This is a genomic window from Mesotoga infera (genome assembly GCA_011045915.1).
In the GTDB taxonomy this organism is placed as follows: Bacteria; Thermotogota; Thermotogae; order Petrotogales; family Kosmotogaceae; genus Mesotoga; species Mesotoga infera_D.
Window position 1 is genome coordinate 1 of the sequence record DSBT01000389.1, and the last position, 3,937, is coordinate 3,937.

General features: G+C 47.0%; 3 protein-coding genes. 1 reads left to right on the plus strand and 2 read right to left on the minus strand.

The features are described 5' to 3' along the window. Nucleotides 1-551: 551 nt before the first annotated feature. Nucleotides 552-1,382, minus strand: coding sequence for an ADP-ribosylglycohydrolase (locus ENN47_12550; GenBank protein HDP78978.1), 831 nt, complete (start codon nt 1,380-1,382; stop codon nt 552-554). 286 nt (nt 1,383-1,668) lie between these two features. Between ENN47_12550 and ENN47_12555 the strand changes: the two genes are divergently transcribed. Further along, nucleotides 1,669-2,745: a nucleotidyltransferase domain-containing protein gene (locus ENN47_12555; protein ID HDP78979.1), complete on the plus strand. Its 1,077-nt coding sequence runs from the start codon at nt 1,669-1,671 to the stop codon at nt 2,743-2,745. A 451-nt stretch (nt 2,746-3,196) separates the two neighbouring features. Here the strand turns inward: ENN47_12555 and ENN47_12560 are convergent, their stop codons facing one another. Beyond that, nucleotides 3,197-3,787, minus strand: coding sequence for a plasmid pRiA4b ORF-3 family protein (locus ENN47_12560; GenBank protein HDP78980.1), 591 nt, complete (start codon nt 3,785-3,787; stop codon nt 3,197-3,199). Between the last annotated feature and the right edge of the window lie 150 nt (nt 3,788-3,937).

Below are 3,937 nucleotides of genomic sequence, written 5' to 3' on the forward strand. Positions count from 1 at the left end.
GGATCGATGTGAGACGCGCTTCAAAGAGCACACACCCCACCGCAAGCGGTCCCCCCCCGCTCGAGCGGGGATTTAAGATCAAGAGCTGAAGAGCGGTTCATCGTTGACACTCCGCGTCCGGGGTCTTAGTTAAAAACCACGAGATGATGAGATGGGTTCCAGAGAACATCATGTGGGTAATGATGAGCTCTCGAGAGGGGATTAAAGAGCTCTTAAAGGCTTTTCGAGATCCCGGATCCTTGCCCGCCATCTTTGCTTTCCCCTTCTCTCTACTCTCTGAATAAATGGGTATGACCAAGAACGAAGAACAGATCCTCGCTCTGGAACGAAGAACAGGTTTTTTCGGCGGAGAACGGATAACCGTTCAACGGCGCACTAGCTTCTTTTGCTCTCCAAGAGTTTTCATCCCCGCGAAGCGGGCATTGCGACCTGGGATGTTCTTCCCAGCCTTGCGTCCGCCGATGCTTTCCGGTGCCTTGCGTCTTATTCCGCTCTTTCCGACCCGCAACCCCCCGGCCCCGATTAGTTCTAGACCTCTCTATCGAAAGTCCTTATGATTTTGGGAAGGCTTCCCATTCAAGGAAGATCGCGAGGAGTTCTTCGTCTAGATAGTTCAAGGCCTTGGTTCTTATGTCATACGGTATGTTGTAGTAAGCTTCGGATATCGCTCCGGTAATTGCCGCGATTGTGTCGCTGTCTCCACCAAGCGAAACTGCTGTGCGGAGGGCGTCTTCAAATGAATCTGATTCGAGGAAGCACTGTATGGCCTGTGGCACTGTTTCCTGACAGGTTTCATTGAAGTCATATGATGGGCGGATCTTGTCGATTGTGAAATCTAGAGAGTAGTAATCTCTTGAGATCCTGAAGTGAATATCTCGCTTTGAGAAGCCTTGACGCGCAAGGAAAATGGCAATGGTAGTCGCTTCAGCCCCCTTTATTCCTTCCGGGTGGTCGTGAGTGACAGAAGTTATCGTTTTTGAGAGGCTTGTCGCTTCCGATTCAGTTCGCGCAGTGAATCCCGCAGGGCCAATGCGCATAGCCGCTCCGTTGCCGAAACTATTGTATGGCTCCGGCATGGCGCTGAATATCCATCTTCCAAACATTCCCCCATAACCGCAGTTAGGGTAATTTCGACCGATCTGCTGCATGTATTTCACTGTAAGCTCTCCTAGCAGACGGTTATAGCACATACTCAGCCTGTAGTCTTCTCGCGATTTGTCGACAACCTTCTCAGTTTCCAGAATTGCTTTGGCAACGGCAAGGCTCATTATACTATCGTCCGTAACAAAGCACTCATCTGTGAATAGTACAAAGGTCTTGCTTCGGTGATTTTTGAACTCGAATCTCGATCCGACGATATCGCCGACGATTGCTCCCAGCAAAGTTCACACCCCGCCTCTTTCATGATGCTTGAGATTCTTCACTCCAAGTGTAACATCATCGACCTGAACGCAGCTGGAGTTTCCCTCCCTATGCCTCTTCAGATGAATTGTGCAGCTCTTAGCTTTCCTGGAGATCGCCTGTTATCATATGGAGCAGGGTATTGTTTCTCAACAGAACTCCGATTCACTTGATAAAATCATCCTGTGAACTAACTTGGGGAGCTGAATATGGTATGTTGGCAATAACCGGGGGAGTTAAGTCATTTTGCTGAATGGAGCGGATGTTATGGATGAGAAGATCAAAGAGGCTCTGCTGATTAGGAACGAGAGGATCATCAAAGCGGTGATTGAGAAATCGAAGCGTGTCTGTCCGGACTCGGTGGCGTTGGTCGGCATCTATGGTTCATTTGCCACTGGAGACATACACGACAAGTCTGATTTGGATCTCTTCATAGTGATAGACGATTCGAAAGGATACAGAATAGGTTCATGCTTCATTTTGGGAGACGTTGCTCATGATATTTACTGCACGACCTGGCAACAGGTTGAAGAGATGGCTAAATACTCGACACCATACATCTCCAGGCTGATGGACCTGAACATCGTCTACTACCGTTATGACAAGCAACTTCAGAGATTTATGGAGCTTCGCGGGGAAGCCGAAAAACGTTTGAGCAGCCCTTTGAATGAGCGCGATCTTAGTAGTATTCTGACCCACTTCGAGCATGCGCAGAAGTCCCTTGCAGATTTGGTGATTAGCGAGGAGTACTGCGTGGTCAAATACGAGTCAGCCAAATTGATCAACTCTATCGAAATGATCATGTATTTAATCAACAAATCATATGTAAGTCTTGGGTCAAGACACATACCTGAAGAGATAGAAAGGATGCGGGAATTGCCGATTGGATTTCTAGATCATTACCGATCACTCATTGAGGCCGATGCGCTGAGCTCGATCAAGAAGAACGCGACTTCACTGATGCGTTGTACAAAAGAGAAGATCGAAGAGATCAAGTACAGAGTTAAGGGCAAGAAGAAACTTGATTCGCAGGGTCTTACAGGTAGTTACGAGGAAATCTATTCGAACTGGAGAAACAAGATGGAGCTTGCCGCAAAGACCGGCAACAAGTACTTGTCTCTCATGACGGCCGCCAGTTGCCAGCGATTCTACGATGAAATGAGAGAGGAGTACGAAGGCGTATCTATCGATCTGATGAAGCACTTCGATATCAACGATTTGCAACGCTCGGCGAGGATGTTCGATGAAGCAATGGAAGAGTACAGACTGCTGTATGACGTAAACAGCGTCAAGGTGAAGAAGTATCGGACAATCGAAGAGTTCGAAGAAGACTATCTTAGATAACTTCAGAAGTTAGGATAGCTAGAGGAAATATGTTTTGGATGCTATATGAAGACGTTCACACATTGCCGACTGGGAATTGAAAGAAGAATCTCCAGGAAGAAAGACCTGATAGTCTCTGAAAATCCTTCACTCCGAATACGCATGTTATAGCCGCTTTTCTTCTGGAAGGCTCGGTAAAGCCACTATTTGAGAACTTCAAAGAGAAAGGCTTCCAAGATGCTCTTTTCATAAACTGTTTAGAGAGTCGATTGTCTTCTGAGTCTGTTTGGCTTTGATTCTTCGAGTTAGGCCGCCAGTTCTTGAAGAAGGTTTCTAGGCCTGGCAAGATCTCATCAGAGCTGAGTTGTTCGACATCTTGTAGTCGACAGAAAGAGACTTCTGACGACCAAAGTAATAGCATTCTACTGTAGAAAAATGCTTTGAGACTGTCTTTGGCAAAATCTCATTTTGTTCAATATGTGTTCTTCAACCGCTCATCGGGATCATCGAAGTGGATCTGCATATGATCGAAGGATTCGGGGTCGTACTCTCTTCCCAGCCAGTCGATCAGATCTTTTCGGTCTGGGTGTTTCTTGTTATTCATTGCCTCAACAAGATCACGATAACCCATTGTTCCTCCGACATCTTCGGGCGGGCAGGCTCGTTCACCGGCGATGCATCTAGGGTACTTGGCGCTCAAGTCTCTACCGAGAACCTCTTCGAGAAGAATATCGTGGATCCAGTTGTCTCCGAAATCATAGAGGTATGACGCTTTTCGGTTATGAATCGAGAGATAATCAGAGATGCGCGACCTTCTGCAATCGAGGACCTCTTTGAAGTCGTCTTCAATAGGAAGCCCTATATACACAAGCTCATCACTCTTCGGATCAATGACCTGAAATTCGTGTAGATGGTAATCAGACCAGCCCATGGCGTCTTGAATAGCTATGTGAAGATCCCAGAAAGTGTAGACGTCCGGAACCTGTATTCGTCGCCAGATTAACGGTGTGATGTCCAGAAGCATTATCTTGAACTGATAAATCAGCTTGTATCCCTTCTTCACCTCTGCACCTCGCTTGTGTTCGGATAACCTATTATAAGTCCTGGACTGTTGAGGGAGACAACCCGTTTGGTGAATGGGATTCATAAAGACACATTGGAGACCGAGAGTTGTTGGTTGGCAACGCTACACCCTCGCAGAAGAGAGAAATCA